This is a genomic window from Cutibacterium sp. KB22876, from assembly GCF_059728865.1.
In genome coordinates this window covers 504,454-522,286 of the sequence record NZ_AP040858.1, presented here as the reverse complement: position 1 = coordinate 522,286, position 17,833 = coordinate 504,454, and the positions used below count along the sequence as shown (strand labels likewise).

Genomic DNA, 17,833 nt, shown 5'->3' with positions numbered 1-17,833 from the left:
ACAATCATGAGCGACGAGAAGTTCGTGCTCGCCATCGACGAGGGCACCACCTCGACCCGGGCCATCGTCTTCAACCACTCGGGCCAGATCGTGGCCGTCGGCCAGCAGGAATTCGAGCAGATCTTCCCGCGTGCCGGATGGGTTGAGCACGACCCGATCGAGATCTGGGAAGCTGTTCGCGATGTCGTCGGACTCGCGCTGACCAAGGCCAACATCAACCGCCACCAGCTGGCTGCCGTTGGAATCACCAACCAGCGCGAGACCGCCGTGGTGTGGGACAAGAACACCGGCGACCCGATCTATAACGCCATTGTGTGGCAGGACACCCGTACCCAGAAGATCTGTGACGAACTGGCTGGCGACGAGGGTGCTGACCGCTTCAAGCACATCTGCGGCCTGGGTCTCGCCTCGTACTTCTCCGGCCCGAAGGTCAAGTGGATCCTCGACAACGTCGAGGGTGCTCGTGAGAAGGCTGAGGCTGGCGACCTGTACTTCGGCAACATGGACACCTGGGTGCTGTGGAACCTGACCGGAGGCACCGACGGCGGCGTGCACGTCACCGATCCGACCAACGCTTCCCGCACCATGCTCATGAATGTCAAGACCCTCGAGTGGGACGACTCGATGTGCGAGGTCATGGGTATCCCGAAGTCGATGCTCCCCGAGATCAAGTCCTCCTCCGAGGTCTATGGCTACGGCCGCAAGAACGGCCTGCTGATCGACACCCCGATCTCCGGCATCCTCGGTGACCAGCAGGCTGCCACCTTCGGCCAGGCCTGCTTCGAGAAGGGCATGGCGAAGAACACCTACGGCACCGGCTGCTTCATGCTGATGAACACCGGCGAGGAGGCCATCTTCTCCGAGAATGGTCTGCTGACCACCGTCTGCTACAAGATCGGCGACCAGCCCACCGTTTACGCCCTCGAGGGCTCGATCGCCGTTGCCGGGTCTCTGGTCCAGTGGCTGCGTGACAACCTCAAGATGTTCGAGACCGCCCCGGAGATCGAGGCTCTCGCCAACACCGTCGAGGACAATGGCGGCGCCTACTTCGTGCCAGCCTTCTCCGGCCTGTTCGCACCGTACTGGCGTCCGGACGCCCGTGGCGCCCTCGTCGGCCTGACTCGTTACGTCAACCGCGGCCACATCGCCCGCGCCGTGCTCGAGTCGACCGCCTACCAGACCCGTGAGGTCCTCGAGGCCATGAACGCCGACTCCGGTGTGCCGCTCACCGAGCTGCGCGTCGATGGTGGCATGACCGCCAACGAGACCCTCATGCAGTTCCAGGCCGACCAGGTCAACGTGCCGGTGGTTCGCCCGGTAGTTGCTGAGACCACCGCTCTGGGCGCCGCCTACGCCGCTGGTATCGCCGTCGGCTTCTGGGAGGGTGAGAAGGACGTCACCGCCAACTGGGCCGAGGACAAGCGCTGGGAGCCCAAGATGGACCAGGACGAGCGCGAGCGTCTGTTCCGCAACTGGAAGAAGGCCGTCACCAAGACCTTCGACTGGATGGACGACGACGTCAAGGAGTGATCCTGAGTTGGTTCTGATGGACCGATGACACCTGGGTGCCCCGTGCTTTCGAGCACGGGGCACCATTGCGTTTTTTGGGGGGGCACTCGCTTTCGCGGGTGACTCTGCAGTTGCCCTCTGCGGGGTTCTCGTGACGGGCCCCTGTCACACGGACCTTTTCCTCCACCGGCCCCTCATGTCAGACCGCACGACGACCGGCCTGAACAACGACCAGACCGCACGACGAAAAGTGTCAGCTCGAGCGAAGGTCGTAAAATCCTGGCCGCGGAGGAGGGACGAGTTGGGGGTTTCGTCACTGAGGTGGTGCGGCGGCAGAAAAGATGCCTCACTTGACGACGGTTCCGTCGGAAAGCTGTCGGTCAGCAGTTGGGTCGCTGCCAGAAAGCACATGTCGGAGAGCAGATGGTCGCCAGCCCCGGGCGTCGAAAAATGTCGTCAGGACCCGGTGACGGTGATATCTGCTATCCCACCCTGGAACCGCGAGGTCGATTTCGGAGGAAGCTCCGTCAGATAGATCAGGAGATGACGGGCCTTCGTCTTGCCGGATGGTTTCAACGTGACCGTCGATCCGGCCCCCGGCACCGCCGCCACCTGAGTCCACTCCTTGATCGTCGTCATGGGAGCCTCATCGGAGGAGACATCACTGGTCGGCTGCCACAAGGAAATGTCCGTTCCGGATCCGACCAGCCGCACCTTCACCGATGTGACCTCGGTGACGCGTCCCAAATCAATGACCAGGCCGACTCCGGGCTTGAGGTTCCCGAGCTTCGCAGAGTTGTGATAGACGACTGTGTGCCAGGCCGTTGACGGGTCGCCGTCGATCGCGAGTTTGACCTCGTCGTGGTTCTCCTTGGCGTCGCCACCGTCCTTTTCGGGATCAAATTCCTGGACGTGCGTCACCTCGACGGTCGTCGGCTCGCTGGATGCCTCCGGGGCGTTGCTGCCAGAATGACGCACCCCTGCGATGATGAGACACACGATCATGACCACGCCAACGGCAGCCATGAGTACTGGTGGCCATCGACGGTTGTGAGGGCGCGGTTTGGCCAATACCAGCTCGGCACTGCCGTTCTCCGAGGAATCCTGCCCAGCGGGGGAGAGCTGTGTGGTGTGGGGATCGTTGTTGCTCGTCCACGGCACTGGCCCTGCCTGACGCCCCCACTCTCCGGCAGCCGCGTCCGGGGACCAGTACCCCTCGTCGTCAGGTCCGTACTCCTCTGCCCGTTCCGGCTCATCCTGGTCCGGCGCAAAAGCGGCGGATTCGTCGGAGCGCCATGGCTCTTCCCCGGCACGGGAAGCCGGTCCCACTGGGAACCGGATGCGACGCTCGAGGTCAGCGGCGGCGTCAGCTGAGCCGAGGGTCCGACGCAGGGAATGCGCAATTTCATTCGCGGTGCGCAATGGCACCTCGTCATAACGGGGAACCTGCGAGAGGATCTGGTCGCAGAGGACATCGAGGGCCGGGGAGACCCCGGCGCGGACCTCACGTGGGGTGAGCCAGCCGTGGGAGTCAGTCGGGGCGGGTGGCAGTCCCCAGGACATCGTCGAGGCTGGCTCGACGGACGGGCGGTGGCCATGTCCGACTGGCCAGCGCGAGACCAGACAGGCATAAAGAACCCGTCCGATGTCTGTCACGTCGGCGACCTCGCGGTCCGGCCAGGGACGAGAATTGTCGCCCGGCCGAGGATGCAACGCGGCTTCGACGAGCAAGCCACTGATCTTGAGATTCCCGGTCGAGGTGACGAGAACCGTTCCTGGGTTGATGCGTTCGTGGAAGACCCCTTGGGCATGCAAGGGTGCCATCGCGTCGGCGATTTCATGGGCAATCCATGCCGCCTCCAACGCCGAGAGGGGCCCGGTCTCCAACAGTTCCTCGACCGACTTTCCAGGGGCGTATTCGCTGACAACCCATGATGCTGGTTCGCCTGGTCCGGCGACGATGGCGTCGAGGACCCGCAAGAAGCGCGAATCGGTGGCCACGGCAGCTTGTCGGGCCGCGTCCAGGACAGCGGGTGTGCGACGACCGTGCGGGGCCAGAGCGTGAATCAGGACCGGGCGGTGCAACTTGGTGTCGAAGGCTCGCCAGGTCAGTGAGGACTCGGGATGGGAGAGCTCCTGGTCGAGACGGTAACGCTCACCCAGAAAGGATCCTGGGAGAAGGTCGGGGAGGTCATCCGCGGCATGGAGATCCGAGTCGTACTGACCGCCGTGACGATCGGCGAGGTCCTCGAAAGACACTGCCACCTCCTGCCCGATCGATCCGAATGTGCATCGTCAACGATACCGATCCGTGCCGCGAACCCCGGGATTGTCACTCGGCGAGGTTGCCCTCACCGGTGGGGAGGTGATGCTCAGAATCGTCGTCCGAGGCCGTGTCAGGATCCTCTACTGCCGAAGGGGAAGGCGTGGTGTCAGAAATGTCATCGGAGGTCGAGCCAGCGGTGGGGCCACTGGTCTGGGACTCACCGTTGGATTCGGCCTGACGCCGGGAATTCGCGGTCACCTGACGAATGCGCAGCACCGTGGCGATGATGAGCACCAGCGCCGACACCACAACGATGATCCAGCCGACATCGTCCATCTGAGTCGCTTTGACAACGAAACTGGTCTGGGACCCCAGGCTGCGTCCTGACGGAGTCGACAGGTGTGCCTGCATCTCAACGACTCCATTTGAGCTTGCTTTCGGGGCGAACCTGATGGTTTGCGTTTCCCTGGGCTGGATCGTGACGACCTGGGTGTCCGGGATGTCGATGCGCTGTGGGTTTTCTGAGAAGACGACGACCTTGACGTGAACCGTCTGTGCGAGCGAGTTCGTGACCGTCAGGGGAAAATCATTGGTCGAGGAGGACATCACGAACTGCGGGGCTGAATGCAGGACCAGGCCCTTGCCGGCCATGGCGTCCGCCGCTGGGCGCATGACGTCAGTAGCCCATGCCTGACGATCCTGGAGTGACGACGACAACGACCTGCTGACAAATTTCGCCGAGGTCAAGGAGGTCGCCTCCGTGGGGGCACCCACGAGGTCGGACCAGTCGTCTGAATCGATCCCGACGTCGTGCTGGACGCGCCACCAAGGGCCCTTCAGGGTGATGTCACCGGCGCGTGTTCCCGGTAGCCGAAGGCCCGGCTTGGCTCCGGTGAGAACTGCCGAGAGATTCTGCAGGTGCAGCCACCCCACCGGCGCGGTGGCTTGAACATCGTTGACGGTGGTGACGAGGGTGACCGCCGGAATCGACTCGTGAGTCATGAGGAGGGCCTGGGACAGCAGCATTCCGCGCCGCTGGGGGTCGCTGTTGGATTGTGGATGGCCGTCGGTTCGGGCGGTGTCGGCCAGACCGATCACCTTGACTCCGGACTCCTCCCGGACGCCGTCACGAGCCGATGCCGCACATGTCAGGACCAGCGCGGGGGAGAGTTCCTTGGTGAGGGTCTTGAACGAGGACCTGTCGAGCTCAGCCGCTGGGTCGACGACTGCTAACGGTAACTTCGCGGCTGGATTCGAGGGGTCGAGAGCGTGTTTCACCGTCAAGAGGACGTTGGGGCGGCCCTGCCGAACCGCTCCAATGACATCGGCATTTCCGTACGGTAGGCGATATGCCTGGCCGGTGGTCAGTAATGGTTCGACGAGGTCGAGCCATTCCCTGGCTGTTTGCTGGCCCTTGCCCTCGACGGTGGCCGTGCCTTTGCCAGCCACGCGATATCCCGAGGCCATCGCCCTGGCCTCGTCGATGAGGCTTGGATCGACGAGAACTGTCGCGTTACGGGTGTGTGCCGCTTCAGCAAGAGGCTTCAGTCGATGGGTGATGTCATCCGCGAGCGACTCGTCGGTGAAGGTGCCATCGATCCTGCGGGTGGGCATGGTCGAGAGCACGATGACGGGGGCGAGGTTCGCGCTGGTATGAGCATCTGAGAGAACCGTGAGTACTCGTGCTCGACCGACCGTTCTGCGCGACTGGTTCTCGGGGGACGCCTGCACGTGGATACCGATCGCGTCAACGGCGTTGGGTGACGTCAACCCCATCTGGGCTGGTGTTCCAGTCACGGTGAAGGACCCACTGTCGCCTGGTTTGAAGGTCTGGTTGGCCTCTGGGTCGGTGATGTTGAAAATTGACGCCTCGTTGGGCTCCCGATACCACCGCATGCCAACCGGCACGGTGGCGGGGGATGCCAGCAGGTCAGAAAGGTCACGGGTGTCGTTGATCTGGTCCTGGGAGCGCCAGAACGACGCTTGAACCCATGTCATCGACACCGAAGAGGTATTTGTCACCGTTCCCTTGATGGTGATGGGAGTTTTGGGATCCCCTGTCGGTGGGCTGACAGAAGTAATCGTCACCTTGACCAATTCTGCCGCGGTACGTGCCTGGGCAGGGGAAGATCCCGCGAAGACGGTCGTGAGGACCATCAACAACCCCAGCAGCCAAGCGGCTGGGCAAAGGCGGGAAGCAGGTGACACGTTTGTCATGGTAGTTGGCCGGGGACGGGATTGAACCGTGGTCCGCGTGAGGTTCAGTGCTCTTGCTTGGCCCACCACGCCAGTAGCGCGGCCTTTGCCTCGTCAGGAGTGTGCGGGCCTTCGTCGAGGCGGAGGTTGAGGAGGAACTTGTAGGCCTTGCCGACCGCTGGGCCGGGCTTGATGCCCAGAGTGGCCATGATCTCTTCGCCGTCGAGATCGGGACGAATCGCAGCCAGCTCTTCCTTGGCGGTGAGGTCGGCGATGCGCCTCTCGAGGTCGTCGTAGGCGAATTCCAGCCGCTCGGCCTTGCGACGATTCCGGGTAGTGCAGTCAGAGCGGGTCAGGATGTGCAAACGCTCCAGTTGGTCGCCAGCATCACGGACGTAACGACGCACCGCCGAGTCCGTCCACCCCTGGTCGCCGTAGCCGTGGAAGCGCAGGTGCAGCTCCACCAGTTTGGAGACGTCCTTGACGATCTGGCTGGGGTAGGCGAGGGCCTTGAGACGCTTGCGCACCAGCTTCGCCCCGACGACGTCGTGGTGGTGGAAGCTCACCTTGCCCCCGGGCTCGAAACGGCGGGTGGCGGGCTTGCCGACGTCGTGGAGCAGGGCGGCAAGCCGCCCGGTGAGGTCGGGTTCGTGGCCGCGGCGTCGTTCCAGGTCGATCGACTGGTCGAGGACGGTCAGCGAGTGCTCGTAGACGTCCTTGTGGCGGTGGTGCTCGTCGCGCTCCAGCCGCAGGGCGGGCAGTTCGGGCAGGACGTGGTCGGCGATCCCGGTGGTGACCAGCAGATCCAGCCCGGCGCGCGGGTGGTCGGTGAGGAGGGTCCGGGACAGTTCGTCGCGGACCCGTTCGGCGGAGATGATGCTGATGCGCCCGGCCATGTCGGTCATGGCGGCACGCACCTCGTCGGTGACGGTGAATCCGAGCTGGGAGGTGAACCTGGCCGCCCGCATCATGCGCAGCGGGTCGTCGCTGAAGGAGCGCTCTGGCGGGAAAGGAGTGCGCAAAACTCCCGCCACGATGTCGGCGAGTCCGGCGTAGGGATCTGAGAATGCTCGAGTCATGGCATGCAATGCCATCGCGTTGACCGTGAAGTCGCGACGGATGAGATCGTCCTCGAGGGTGTCTCCGTAGACGATCTCGGGCTTGCGGGAGTCAGGGTGGTACGCGTCTGCGCGGTAGGTGGTGACCTCCACCACCCAGTCGTCGATCTGGGCGCCGATAGTCCCGAAGGCTCGGCCAATGTCCCACGTCGTATGGGTGCACCTGCGAAGAATTGCCTCCGTCGTGTCGGGGCGAGCGTCGGTGGTGAAGTCAAGGTCGTGTCCAAGACGACCCATGAGGGCGTCGCGGACGGACCCACCGACGAGATAAAGATCGTGACCTGCCTGCGCAAAGACCTTGCCCAGTTCAGCGACCAGCGGCACCTGCTCAAAAAGCACATCGATGCGGTGTTGGAGCAGCTGCGGCACGGTCATCCCCGACTCGTCGGGGGTTGGGCGCAGGGCGGTGGGCAGCGTCGAGGGGCTGTTGACGTTTTTTTCAGGCATGGCGGCAGACAGCCTACGCGACATTGGCTTTTGCGGCGGTCACGAAGCTGACGAGCTGGAAGGGAAGTACTGAAACCAGCGTAATCAGAAACCGTGTCTCGGGGATGGTCAACAGCCTTGTCAGGACAACTTGCGACCGCGTGAACTCTGGTGGCTGGTGCCGCGGGACTTGCCAATGCGGGCCAGGGTGCGCACTCGGGACCACTCGCAGAACAGGGAGAACAGGACGACGCACGCCAGCGTCACTCCAGCCGCCCAGCCGGGTAGATGACGGTACGCGGCCACCCACAACACGAGGGCAAGAACGCTCAGGGACAGGTAGGCGCGATTCACCATGACACCGAGTTTACGGGGTGCGACGAAAAGCGCCGACATCGTGCGTGTCGGGCAGATCTCGTGATGAGGATCGATGCGACGCGGCGAAAATGTTCAGCAAAGGTCAGGGGGCCAGTTTCAGAGGTCGACATGTCCGCGTGTCATGCTGAGACCATGCGTCCTGATCCGAATGCACCTGTGGTTGTGGCCGTTGACTCGTTCAAGGGCTCCCTGAGCTCCGGCAAGGCGTGCCGGGCGGTACAGCGAGGGTTTTCCGCAGCTGACCCGGGGCGTGAAGTCATGACGATTCCGGTTGCTGACGGCGGTGAGGGAACCGTGGAGGCTGTTCTGGCAGCTGGGTTCCACGCCGTAACCGTCAAGTGTCACGGGGCGACCGGTGACCTTGCCGAAGTCGACTATGCCTTGCGCGACAACCAGGCAGTCATCGAGATGGCCACCTGTTGCGGTCTGGAGAGGGCGGACAGAGTGTCCGGACCACCGAGCCCTCGACGCGGGTTGGTGGCATCCAGTCGCGGCCTCGGGGAGGTCATTGCGGCTGCCCTGCGTAGTGGAGCGACTGACATCACCGTCGGGGCCGGCGGTTCGGCCTCCACCGATGGCGGTGCGGGGATGCTGGAAGCCCTCGGGGTGCGCTTGCTCGACAAGAACTTGGCGCCCATTTCTCCCGGCGCAGCGGGGTTGCCGGAACTCTCGCGCCTCGACCTGTCCGGGTTGAACCGAAAACTGTCGGGAGTGAAGCTGACCGTGGCATGTGACGTCACCTCACCGCTGCTGGGGCCGAGCGGTGCAGCAGCAGTTTTTGGTCCGCAAAAGGGATTGGACGAAGGAGGGATCGAGGTTGCTGAAGCCGGCCTGACTAGGCTTGCTGATTTCATGGAGGCGGCCATTGGTAGCGCGTACCGGGACGACCCTGGCTCTGGTGCCGCTGGTGGAGTTGGCTGGGCGCTCCGTTGTCTGGGCGCGAAGTACCGTCCAGGAGCAGCTGCAGTGCTCGGATGGGCAAAGGCGGTGTCAAAAATCTCCGAGGCAGGGTTGGTCATCACAGGTGAGGGACGGATCGACCGGCAGACTCTCCTGGGGAAGCTCCCCGACACCATCCGCAAGATTGCTCTCGATGCCGGGGTGCCGGTGTGGGCAGTCTGTGGAAAGTGCGACCTCCCCGAGGATAAGCGCGGGGCATTCCAACGAATCATCTGTTTGTCGGACATCGAGCCGGACCCGGATGAGTCGATGGCCAAGGCCGGATCGCTGCTCAGCCAGGCTGTGGAGCAGGCGGTGCGGGAGGAACTCGGACGTTGACCCTCTCCCTTGCTGACGACGCACGTTCGGCAGAGCCATCCACGACCATTCCTAGGATTTCGGTCTCACGATCGGTGATGAGAGAGTGACCCCTTCACATCGCAGTGGCGGCGAGGTCCAGATCGATGTCCTCGGCAATGAGAATTCTCATCGTCATGCGCGTTCTTCCGTCACCCCGGTGACGGCGTTGGTGCCTTGAAGGGAAAATCGCACCGGAGCTGGAAGTTGTTCTGGAATCGTTGGAAGAATCCTCAAGGAGTCGTGGCCACCGCCAATGTCCATGCCGTTGGTCAACGGGCAGCGGGCAAGAGCCGTGATGTCGTAGGCGGGGCCCCATCGTCCGATGGTGGGCATGGTGTCGCTCAATGGGATGAAGACATTGTCGAAGAACGCCAATCCGGTGATGACCAGACCAGGAACGTGCATGGCGACCTCAAGGCGTACGTTGTCCGGGCGGGTCAGGCCCAGGGGCATGTCGATGGTGGTCGACGGTGAAGGAGATGTCGTTCACCGCGTGAACAATTTCCCTGGCTGAGCGACAGAATGATTTCGACACGCCCTTGATGGTCAGCGGGGTGTGATTTTTCGTCATCAGCCGCTCCTGCCCTGTCGTTCCATTGGGAAGGACTCTTGCCGAGGGAGAAGTCCAGGACCGCATTCGAGAGTCGTTTCGGGGCACGGTGTCACACCATGGTGATGACAGGTGTCATGTCGTGATGAAAATGGGCCGCCGGATCAAAAGGCTCCACGGATTCTCGCGGCGTCGAAAGCGTCCTTGCACTCACGGCGGAGCGCGCGCAGCACGTCATGATGCTGGTTCGCGATGCACTTCGTCATCACCTGGAAGGTCATGGTGTCGCCGGTGATGTCGCCGACTCCCAAGACCAGGGGCTTGTCGAGCAGGGTGCCCTCGAATTCGACCGCAATATCGTCGAGGACCTTCCGGATGACCCGGATGACCTGATTCGGGTCCTCCAAGGCGTGCACCTTGATGTCGGTGAACGAGGTCGTCCATCCTTGAGTCACATTGCCGACCTTGGTGATCTCGCCGTTGCGCAGGTACCAGGCCACGCCGTTCCAGTCGCGGATGCGCGTCACCCTCAGTCCGACGTCCTCGATAACCCCCTCCACCTCGTTGATCTTCACCGCGTCACCGACGCCATACTGGTCCTCGAAGATGATGAAAAGTCCCGCCAGGACATCCTTGACGAGCGTTTGCGCGCCGAAGGCCAGGGCGACGCCGACGATTCCGGCGGAGGTCAGGATTGGGGTGATCTTGATGCCAATGGTGCTGAATCCCGACAGCAGGGCAACGATGATAATGATGGCAACGCCGACATTCGAGAGCAGTCCGCCGACGGTCGTCGTGCGCTGATTCTGCCTGTCGAGAGTCGCACCTGTCGCTTCGGCGAGGATACGGCGGGTGCGCCCGGGCATGGTGGCCTCGCGCTTCTCCGAGCGCGACACCATGAGGCGAATCGTCCAGTCGACGCCTTTGCGTAGCAGCCAGCGGGCAACTATCGCAAGGGCCATGATGATGAGGATGTGGATCAGCGTGTCCCAGGTCCACACGTCGGACTTCAGCGGAGGCATGGTCTCCCTTCGCGGTCGGGTTCAGGTGACAGATGTGCTCTTGGTAACACTTCCACCTTCCCACTCCGGGCAAGAAAAAACCCTCCCCGGACGCGTCCGAGCCATCAACATGACAGGATCAAGGCATGAGTGACGACAACGTCTCCCCTGCAGCACGCCTTCCCGGCGGTGATCAGCCGGCCGCAGAGCGACCGCTGGATCCGCAAGACCTGCCTGAGCATCTGGCCGAGCCGACACAGATGCCTTCGACTGGCCCTCAGGTTGCCCAGGCCGTGGTCGAGGCCGTCGGCGGCACTCCGCGCGCCGACGGCATGGTCGATGCCGCTGAAGAAGTTCGTATCGACGTCCTGTCCTTCGCGGACGCACCTGCACCGGGATGGTCAACCTGGTCGACGGTGAGCTTGCACGCTGAGCCGAACTCAATAGCCCTCGTCGACGGGACCAGCAGTGACATTCGCGCTGAGCTCATGGTCGTGGGCGCTCCCGGCTCCGACGTCATGGGCAAGGTTCTGGGGTCGTGCGCCTTTGCGGTGCTGCGTGACCACTGGCCGATGGCCCCGGGAATCGTCTTCGGCGACGTCGTGTCGATGTACGCGCCGAATTCCACCACCCCGCATCTGATGTGGTGTCATCCATTCACCACCCCTCAACTCGACCGGGTGGAAATTGGTGATCTCAAGGTGCACTGGCTCCTGGGCGTCCCGATCACCGAGGCCGAACGTCAGTGGCTGGAGGTCAACGGCTTCGACGATTTTGTCGATCTGCTGGACGCCAAGGCGGTGAACTACACCGACCTGCAGCGTCCGTCGGCGGTGTGACGTCTCAGGCTGACTCCCGCCAAAGCACTTCGTTCGGTATGACGAGGTGGCGTTGGGGGAGTTCCCGACCACGAATCTGTGCAACCACCATGTCTGCCAGGGCGGCTCCGGTCGCCCTGGCATCACTTCGTACGGTCGACAATGGCGGATCGCTGAGGGTCGCAGCCGGCGCATCGTCGAACCCGACGACTCCAACATCCTGCGGTACTCGCCGCCCAGCTTCGTTGAGGACGCGGATCGCACCGGTGGCGAGTAGATCGGAGGCCGCGACGACTCCGTCGAGATCCGGGTAGCGCTGGAGGAGCTCGGACATTGCCCGTTCGCCTGCGGCGAGGGTCCACCCATCGACCGTGGTGTGCCCGAGCGCGGCATTTCTCGCACCTTGGTGGAACCCGTCGAGACGCAACGGGGTGACTGGTGCCCAGGAAGGCCCACCAATGGCGACCACTTTTGACCGACCAGTGGCCACCAGCCGTTCGGTAATGGCTCGGGCACCTCCGACGTTGTCCGTGTCAGCGGAGGGGATGTCGGATCCGGGGAATGGCGTTGATGCCGTCACGAGCGGGATATTTGTCGCCATGAGGCGTGCAACGAGCGGATCCTCGTTGGTCATGGCGACCAGAATCGCCGCGTCGAAGGATCCTCCGGCAATCAATGACCCCACACGTTCTGCTGAGCGGGGATCATCGACGAGGGCAAGCAGCATCTGGTAGCCGTGCTCCGACAAACGAAGGTTCGCGCCGGATGCCATCGGGGACAGGGTCGGCTCGGTGTAGAAGACATTGACGTTCTCGCGGGCGACGAGGACCACGGTGTCAGTTGACTGAACCCGTAGTGACCTTGCTGCCCGATTGGGTACGTAACCGGTGGTGATGATCGCGTCAGCCACGGCACGAGCAGTTGCGGGGGCCACATTGGTGTGACCGTTGAGAACTCGTGACACCGTCGCATGGGATACGCCGGCCACCCGAGCCACGTCATGCATGGTGGGCCGACCTGTGTCCTCGCTCATCGGCAATCCTCCTTTTGTCCCCGGATCGTCATCGGCGACGCTCCGATTGTGGGCCCTCACTTGTCGGAGTGGGGTGGCATGCCGTAATGTACACGTGTACACGACGTTTGTGGCGGATCCAAGGCGGTCTCCACCACACGCCGGTCAACATCCCGAGGATGCGGGCTCTCCGCGTCCCGACGCTCAAGGAAGAGGGTTGACATGATCACACGCCGTACTCGTCGGGTGGCCTCTGTGGCTGCGATGGTCGCCGGAACGCTCGTTCTCGGTGCCTGTGGCAGTTCCTCGGAAGGATCCGGGTCGTCGAGCCAGAGCGCTTCGCAGTCCGCTGCCACATCTGCGTCCGGCCCGGTCACCATTAAGTACCTGCATCGTCTTCCCGACGGCGAGGGCATGACAAAGGTTGCTGACGTCGTCAAGAAGTGGAACTCCGAGCACCCCGACATCAAGGTCGAGACGACGAAGTTCCCAGGCAAGGCCAACGAGCTCATGCCGAAGCTCGAGGCCGACGTCAAGGCCGGAACGGCCCCCTGCCTGGTGCAGGCCGGATATGCCGAGGTCCCGGACATGTACGTCAAGGGCCTGGTCCAGGACGTCACCAGCGAAGCTGAGAAGTACAAGGACCACTTTTCGGGCGCCTACGGGCAGATGTCGGTCGGCGACAAGGTCGTCGGTCTCCCCCAGGACACCGGCCCGCTGGTCTACGTCTACAACGAGGCTGAATTCAAGAAGCTCGGCATCGAGGTTCCGAAGACCTCCGACGAACTGCTCGCAGCTGCCAAGAAAGCTGCTGCCAAGGGTAAGTACATCCTCGGGTTCGAGCCCGATGAGGCCCAGAACTCGCTGTCCGCCCAGGCGGCTGCCGCTGGTGCCGTCTGGTACTCCGCCGAGGGTGACAAGTGGAAGGTTGACGCCAACGGCGACAAGACCAAGGTCGTTGCTGACTTCTGGCAGAAGGCCCTCGACGACAAGAGCGCCCTCACCGACGCTCGTTGGAGCGACGCCTACACGAAGGCTCTCGTCAACGGAAAGCTCATCGGCAACATTGCTGCTGCCTGGGAGACCGGCTTCATGCTCGACGCCTTGGACAAGACGCCTTACAACGGCCAATGGCGTGTGGCTCAGCTGCCGCCCTTCGGTGGCTCTGAGCTGACCGGTCCTGACGGTGGTTCCGGCGTGGCGGTGGTCAAGGGCTGCAAGTACGCCGCCCAGGCGATGCAGTTCAACGACTGGTTCAACACCCAGGTCGATGACCTTGCCACCCAGGGGCTGGTTCCCGCCGCCAAGGGCCAGGTGACCACCCCCGAGAAGATGAAGAAGCAGTTCGGCGGACAGGACGTCATGGCTGAGCTCGCCAAGGCCAACGAGAAGCTCGCTCCTAAGTTCGGTTACATCCCTGGATTCGCCGTTGTGGGCACAAAGATGAATGAGAAGGCTGCCGATGCCGCAGCCGGCAAGGTCAAGGTATCGGACATCTTCCAGACCGCTCAGGACACTTCGGTCAAGGCGCTCAAGGACGCCGGCCTTCCGGTCAACGAGTGATGTCGACTGGGGCCGGGATCAATTGCCGGCCCCAGATCCCATCTGTCGCATGACGAGCGCGGATCGGGACAACGATTTTCGTCAGCTCGGGGCCTCTTGAGCTCCAAGAGGCCCCGGTCCTCACCCCAGCAGACATTTTTGGTCCGCCATGGACGCGGTTCTCGGTGGTCGGCAATTGGCCACCTCACGAACGGTGCGAGACGATCCACACCGTGACAATTCCTCACAGGAGACGTCATGTCCTCAACCACGATGGCCAGTCGAAAGGCCAGACACGAGGCGCTGACCGGTTGGCTCTTCGCGTTGCCGTTCACCGTCGTCTTCATCATCGTGTTCATCGCCCCCATCATCGAGAGCATCCGGGCAGGCTTCCACAAGCAGGTTGCCGAAGGCGGTGGGCTGTTCGGTGGCGGCCAGACGGTGGAGAAATTCGTCGGTCTGCAGAACTTCCAGGAGGTGTGCACGAATCCGGCCTTCTGGCACGGTATTGGTCGCGTCATGCTCTTCGGAATCTTCCAGATCCCGATCATGATCCTGGCGGCGCTGTTCCTGGCCCTGGTCATCGACTCCTACTTGGTGCGCCACCCCGCATTCTGGCGCCTCTCCTACTTCCTGCCCTACGCGATTCCGGGTCTCGTCGGCGCAATCATGTGGACCTACCTCTACCTGCCCGAAATCTCCCCGTTCGCCGGGCATCTCGGCTTCAGTCTGCTGAGCTCCCACGTCATCCTGGGCTCAATGGCCAACATGACGACGTGGACGTTCACCGGCTACAACATGCTCATCTTCTTGGCTGCCTTGCAGGCCATCCCGTCGGATCTCTACGAGGCAGCTCGCATCGACGGTGCTTCCGGGTGGCAGATCATGACGAAGATCAAGATCCCGATGGTTCGCGGTGCTGCGCTGCTGGCCGTCCTGCTGTCGATCATCGGCACCGTCCAGCTCTTCAACGAGCCGACGGTTCTGGCCACCGTGGCGACCTGGATGCCGCGTGACTACACCCCGATGATGATGGCCTACAACACCATGAACGGAAGTATCAGCCCGAGTGGTGCCGGACCGGCCTCGGCAGTGTCCATCATGATGGCGTTGGTTGCTGGAGTGCTCGCAATGATCTATGCCCTCGTCCAGAGGAAGGCGGACTGACATGGCACGCGACAAGACCGCCGTCACCAAGGATGGCATTCGCTATCGTCCGTCGCTGGCGGGGCTGCCGCCGCGCTCCATTGCTCCCTCCAAGACAGCTAGGACGATCACTTTCGTGATCCTGGCCTTCGTGGCCTGCTACTTCTTGCTTCCCATCATCTGGTTGGTCGTCGCATCAACCAAGAACAACACCGATCTCGTGAGCACCCCCGGATTCGCCTTCGGCGAGTTCAACTGGGCCACCAACTGGCATTCCCTGATGGCCTGGACCAAGGGGATGTTCCCGCGTTGGGTCCTCAACTCGCTGGTCTACTCGACCGTGGCAGGTGCCGTTGGGACGATCATTTCTGTCGCCTGCGGGTATGCGATGGCAAAGTTCCAGTTCCCGGGGCGCCGGGTGCTGCTCGTCGTCATCATGACCGGCTTGCTGATGCCGGTGGCACTGCTCACCGTTCCGCTCTACCTGCTGTTCATCAAGATGCATCTGGTCAATACCGTGTGGGCGATGATCATCCCGTCGATGGTGAGCCCCTTCGGGGTCTTCCTCGGCAACGTTTACGCCGATTCGTCGGTTCCGACTGAGCTTCTAGAGGCTGCTCGCATCGACGGGGCCGGCGAATTCCGAATCTTCTCCACGATGGTATTGCGCCTGCTGGCTCCTGCCATGGTGACGATCTTCCTGTTCATTTTCGTCGCCACGTGGAACAACTTCCTATTGCCGTTGATGATGATCACCAACGAGAGTCTGCAGCCGGTGACCCAGGGCCTCTACGGCATGATGGCCTACTTCGCCCCGGACAAGGGTGCCGTGATGCTGGCCTCTGTCATTGGCGTCATTCCGCTGGTGATTTTGTTCCTGGTACTCCAGCGTTACTGGCAGTCCGGGCTCGCCGCCGGCGCCGTCAAGGGCTGATGACAGCTGGGGTCCGATAGGACTTCAGCAGCATGGATTCCATCCTCGGTGGGATCCCCCCTATGGGGACCCTCGGATCGGTCAAGGGCAGTTCGCGCCCTGAGGACGCTTGCTCCTCCTGTCCCCTTCCTGCCGTGTATAAAAACATCGGGCCGGTCACTGTCAATGCAGTGACCGGCCCGATACGTCGTTGGGGCGGCGAAAATCACTCAGCGGCGCTGGGGTGAGTCATGTCGGCGGGAACGACCCACTTGTCGAAGTCCTCCTCGCTCATGCCACCGATCGTCAGAGCGGACTCACGCAGGCTGATGCCCTTGTGATGCGCGTTCTTGGCGATCTTTGAGGCCAGGTCGTAACCGATGTGACGGTTGAGAGCCGTGACCTGCATGAGGTTCTTGTCGAGATTCTCCTTGATCTTGTCGGGGTTCGGCTCGATGCCGTAGGCGCAATGCTTGTCGAAGCTGATGCACGAATCGGCGATGAGGCGGATCGACTCCAGGCAGGCGTGAGCCATGACGGGCTTGAACACGTTGAGCTGGAAGTTGCCCTGAGAACCGGCGAAACCGACCGTCGCGTCATTGCCGAACACGCGGGTGGCGACCATCGTCATGGCCTCGCACTGGGTCGGGTTGACCTTGCCAGGCATGATCGAGGAGCCGGGCTCGTTCTCGGGGATGAGGAGCTCACCGATGCCGTTGCGGGGGCCGGATGCGTACCAGCGAACGTCGTTGGCGATCTTCATGAGGGCGTCGGCGAGAACTCGCAGGGACCCGGAGACCTGCACCAGAGCGTCGTGGGCGCTCAGTGCGGCGAAGAGGTTGTCGGCCTGCTTGAACTCGATGCCGGTCTCCTCGGTCGCATGCTTGGCGACGGTCGGGCCGAAGTCGGGGTGAGCGTTGAGGCCGGTGCCGACAGCGGTGCCGCCGATGGCCAGCTCGCGAGCGCGGGAGTCGGCGTAACGGATGCCGTCGAGGGCGAAGTCGATCTGGGCGACCCAGCCGCTGATGACCTGGCCGAGCCGTATCGGGGTGGCGTCCTGCAGGTGGGTGCGGCCAACCATCACGACGTCGTCGTACTTCTTGGCCTTCTCGTCGAGGGTGTCGCGAAGCTGCTGGACGGCGGGGTACAGGCGCTCATTGAGGGCGCAGACGACGGCGATGTGCATGGCCGTCGGGAAGGTGTCGTTGGAGGACTGGCCGCGGTTGACGTGGTCGTTCGGGTGGACCGGCTTCTTCGAGCCGCGCTCGCCCCCAGCCAGCTCGATGGCGCGGTTGCTGATGACCTCGTTGGTGTTCATGTTGGACTGGGTGCCCGAACCGGTCTGGAAGACGACCAGTGGGAACTCGTCATCGAGCTTTCCGGCGATGACCTCGTCAGCGGCCTGGACGATGAGGTCGGCGACGTCGCCCGGCAGCTCACCCAGTTCCTTGTTGGCCAGTGCCGCGGACTTCTTGAGGGTTCCGAGAGCACGGATCATGTCTCGGCCCCAGACGAAGGTGTCACGACCGATCTCGAAGTTGTGAAGGGAGCGCTGTGTCTGGGCGCCCCAGTAATGCTCGGCGGGTACTTCGACCTCGCCCATGCTGTCTTTCTCAATGCGCATCTCTGCCATGTCGCAAGCCTACTTGTGCTTCCTGG

General features: G+C 62.8%; 15 protein-coding genes. 7 read left to right on the top strand and 8 right to left on the bottom strand.

Translation table 11 applies throughout. The features are described from left to right. The first annotated feature begins 6 nt into the window (after positions 1-6). Positions 7-1,530: a glycerol kinase GlpK gene (gene glpK, locus AC6I1W_RS02420; RefSeq protein ID WP_117188363.1), complete on the top strand. Its 1,524-nt coding sequence runs from the start codon at positions 7-9 to the stop codon at positions 1,528-1,530. 435 nt (positions 1,531-1,965) lie between these two features. On the opposite strand, the gene AC6I1W_RS02415 is transcribed toward glpK, so the two are convergent. Both AC6I1W_RS02415 and AC6I1W_RS02410 read right to left on the bottom strand, forming a co-directional pair. Continuing rightward, a complete protein-coding gene (locus AC6I1W_RS02415) occupies positions 1,966-3,774 on the bottom strand; it encodes a protein kinase family protein (RefSeq protein WP_171048508.1) in 1,809 nt (602 codons plus the stop codon). Positions 3,775-3,841: 67 nt separating this feature from the next. Beyond that, complete coding sequence (locus tag AC6I1W_RS02410; RefSeq protein WP_171048522.1) at positions 3,842-5,773, bottom strand: DUF6049 family protein; 1,932 nt, start codon at positions 5,771-5,773, stop codon at positions 3,842-3,844. Here AC6I1W_RS02410 and AC6I1W_RS02405 point away from each other — a divergent pair. Continuing rightward, positions 5,772-6,017, top strand: coding sequence for a DNA-binding protein (locus AC6I1W_RS02405; protein WP_171015102.1), 246 nt, complete (start codon positions 5,772-5,774; stop codon positions 6,015-6,017). The genes AC6I1W_RS02410 and AC6I1W_RS02405 overlap by 2 nt on opposite strands. A gap of 19 nt (positions 6,018-6,036) precedes the next feature. Here AC6I1W_RS02405 and AC6I1W_RS02400 read toward each other — a convergent pair whose 3' ends face one another. Next, on the bottom strand, positions 6,037-7,536 hold the full coding sequence (locus AC6I1W_RS02400) for a CCA tRNA nucleotidyltransferase (protein ID WP_419762717.1): 1,500 nt from the start codon (positions 7,534-7,536) through the stop codon (positions 6,037-6,039). Between the two features lie 120 nt (positions 7,537-7,656). Next, positions 7,657-7,911 (bottom strand): hypothetical protein, encoded by a 255-nt coding sequence (locus AC6I1W_RS02395; RefSeq protein ID WP_065673320.1) that lies wholly within the window; start codon positions 7,909-7,911, stop codon positions 7,657-7,659. A 24-nt stretch (positions 7,912-7,935) separates the two neighbouring features. Here AC6I1W_RS02395 and AC6I1W_RS02390 point away from each other — a divergent pair, with 24 nt between their 5' ends. After that, positions 7,936-9,171, top strand: a complete 1,236-nt coding sequence (locus AC6I1W_RS02390) for a glycerate kinase (RefSeq protein ID WP_371258414.1) — start codon at positions 7,936-7,938, stop codon at positions 9,169-9,171. Positions 9,172-9,324: 153 nt separating this feature from the next. On the opposite strand, the gene AC6I1W_RS02385 is transcribed toward AC6I1W_RS02390, so the two are convergent. Together AC6I1W_RS02385 and AC6I1W_RS02380 are read right to left on the bottom strand one after the other, a co-directional pair. Further along, positions 9,325-9,645 carry a hypothetical protein gene (locus tag AC6I1W_RS02385; protein ID WP_284950752.1) on the bottom strand — a complete coding sequence of 107 codons (321 nt, stop codon included), beginning with the start codon at positions 9,643-9,645 and terminating at the stop codon, positions 9,325-9,327. 261 nt (positions 9,646-9,906) lie between these two features. Continuing rightward, positions 9,907-10,764 (bottom strand): mechanosensitive ion channel family protein, encoded by an 858-nt coding sequence (locus tag AC6I1W_RS02380; RefSeq protein ID WP_284950751.1) that lies wholly within the window; start codon positions 10,762-10,764, stop codon positions 9,907-9,909. 125 nt (positions 10,765-10,889) lie between these two features. Here AC6I1W_RS02380 and AC6I1W_RS02375 point away from each other — a divergent pair, with 125 nt between their 5' ends. Continuing rightward, positions 10,890-11,582: a suppressor of fused domain protein gene (locus AC6I1W_RS02375; protein WP_002526085.1), complete on the top strand. Its 693-nt coding sequence runs from the start codon at positions 10,890-10,892 to the stop codon at positions 11,580-11,582. A 4-nt stretch (positions 11,583-11,586) separates the two neighbouring features. Here AC6I1W_RS02375 and AC6I1W_RS02370 read toward each other — a convergent pair whose 3' ends face one another. Next, positions 11,587-12,567, bottom strand: a complete 981-nt coding sequence (locus AC6I1W_RS02370; protein ID WP_221269419.1) for a LacI family DNA-binding transcriptional regulator — start codon at positions 12,565-12,567, stop codon at positions 11,587-11,589. A 252-nt stretch (positions 12,568-12,819) separates the two neighbouring features. Here AC6I1W_RS02370 and AC6I1W_RS02365 point away from each other — a divergent pair, with 252 nt between their 5' ends. The 3 genes from AC6I1W_RS02365 to AC6I1W_RS02355 all read left to right on the top strand — a co-directional run bounded on the left by AC6I1W_RS02365 (position 12,820) and on the right by AC6I1W_RS02355 (position 16,195). Then, on the top strand, positions 12,820-14,136 hold the full coding sequence (locus AC6I1W_RS02365) for an ABC transporter substrate-binding protein (protein WP_284950763.1): 1,317 nt from the start codon (positions 12,820-12,822) through the stop codon (positions 14,134-14,136). Between the two features lie 252 nt (positions 14,137-14,388). After that, on the top strand, positions 14,389-15,282 hold the full coding sequence (locus tag AC6I1W_RS02360) for a carbohydrate ABC transporter permease (RefSeq protein ID WP_284950762.1): 894 nt from the start codon (positions 14,389-14,391) through the stop codon (positions 15,280-15,282). 1 nt (position 15,283) lies between these two features. Further along, entirely contained in the window at positions 15,284-16,195 is a 912-nt protein-coding gene (locus tag AC6I1W_RS02355; protein WP_016666518.1) for a carbohydrate ABC transporter permease, read from the top strand. 205 nt (positions 16,196-16,400) lie between these two features. Here AC6I1W_RS02355 and fumC read toward each other — a convergent pair whose 3' ends face one another. Next, complete coding sequence (gene fumC, locus AC6I1W_RS02350) at positions 16,401-17,807, bottom strand: class II fumarate hydratase (RefSeq protein ID WP_004809931.1); 1,407 nt, start codon at positions 17,805-17,807, stop codon at positions 16,401-16,403. Between the last annotated feature and the right edge of the window lie 26 nt (positions 17,808-17,833).

Bases quoted from the DNA above. Each gene is read 5' to 3' on its own strand.
- AC6I1W_RS02380 (WP_284950751.1), bottom strand. From the start codon at position 10,764: ATGCCTCCGCTGAAGTCCGACGTGTGGACCTGGGACACGCTGATCCAC.
- AC6I1W_RS02385 (WP_284950752.1), bottom strand. From the start codon at position 9,645: ATGCCCCTGGGCCTGACCCGCCCGGACAACGTACGCCTTGAGGTCGCC.
- AC6I1W_RS02400 (WP_419762717.1), bottom strand. From the start codon at position 7,536: ATGCCTGAAAAAAACGTCAACAGCCCCTCGACGCTGCCCACCGCCCTG.
- AC6I1W_RS02375 (WP_002526085.1), top strand. From the start codon at position 10,890: ATGAGTGACGACAACGTCTCCCCTGCAGCACGCCTTCCCGGCGGTGAT.
- AC6I1W_RS02390 (WP_371258414.1), top strand. From the start codon at position 7,936: ATGAGGATCGATGCGACGCGGCGAAAATGTTCAGCAAAGGTCAGGGGG.
- glpK (WP_117188363.1), top strand. From the start codon at position 7: ATGAGCGACGAGAAGTTCGTGCTCGCCATCGACGAGGGCACCACCTCG.
- AC6I1W_RS02370 (WP_221269419.1), bottom strand. From the start codon at position 12,567: ATGCATGACGTGGCTCGGGTGGCCGGCGTATCCCATGCGACGGTGTCA.
- AC6I1W_RS02355 (WP_016666518.1), top strand. From the start codon at position 15,284: ATGGCACGCGACAAGACCGCCGTCACCAAGGATGGCATTCGCTATCGT.
- AC6I1W_RS02410 (WP_171048522.1), bottom strand. From the start codon at position 5,773: ATGACATGGGTTCAAGCGTCGTTCTGGCGCTCCCAGGACCAGATCAAC.
- AC6I1W_RS02395 (WP_065673320.1), bottom strand. From the start codon at position 7,911: ATGTCGGCGCTTTTCGTCGCACCCCGTAAACTCGGTGTCATGGTGAAT.
- fumC (WP_004809931.1), bottom strand. From the start codon at position 17,807: ATGGCAGAGATGCGCATTGAGAAAGACAGCATGGGCGAGGTCGAAGTA.
- AC6I1W_RS02360 (WP_284950762.1), top strand. From the start codon at position 14,389: ATGGCCAGTCGAAAGGCCAGACACGAGGCGCTGACCGGTTGGCTCTTC.